General features: G+C 35.0%; 1 protein-coding gene. It reads left to right on the top strand.

Annotated elements, in window-relative coordinates; genetic code table 11:
- Positions 1-234 (top strand): hypothetical protein (locus AC2FA3_RS15645; RefSeq protein WP_490510402.1); only part of this gene is annotated, 234 nt, incomplete at both ends.

Raw genomic sequence — 234 nt, 5'->3', positions numbered from 1 at the left:
GATGTAGGGGTATTTATTTATCAAGCGGTTGTTAACTTGCTAAGCGATAAGATATTCTATGAAATCGTATGCGAAATAGGAATGGGAAATATCGCGGATGATATAGAATTATGTTTTGATTCAAGAGAGTCGTTTGAGGTACAGGAAGAAAGAAAAGAAAATTTGGAATCTTTGCATGATTTGATTCGTCGCTCCATTCACTCTCCAACACAATTACTGAGTTTCAATCAATAC

Source organism: Janibacter sp. CoH_79_TC_3 (genome assembly GCF_058197955.1).
Note: the sequence above shows the minus strand (reverse complement) of the source record. Positions and strands in the feature narration are given on the sequence as shown.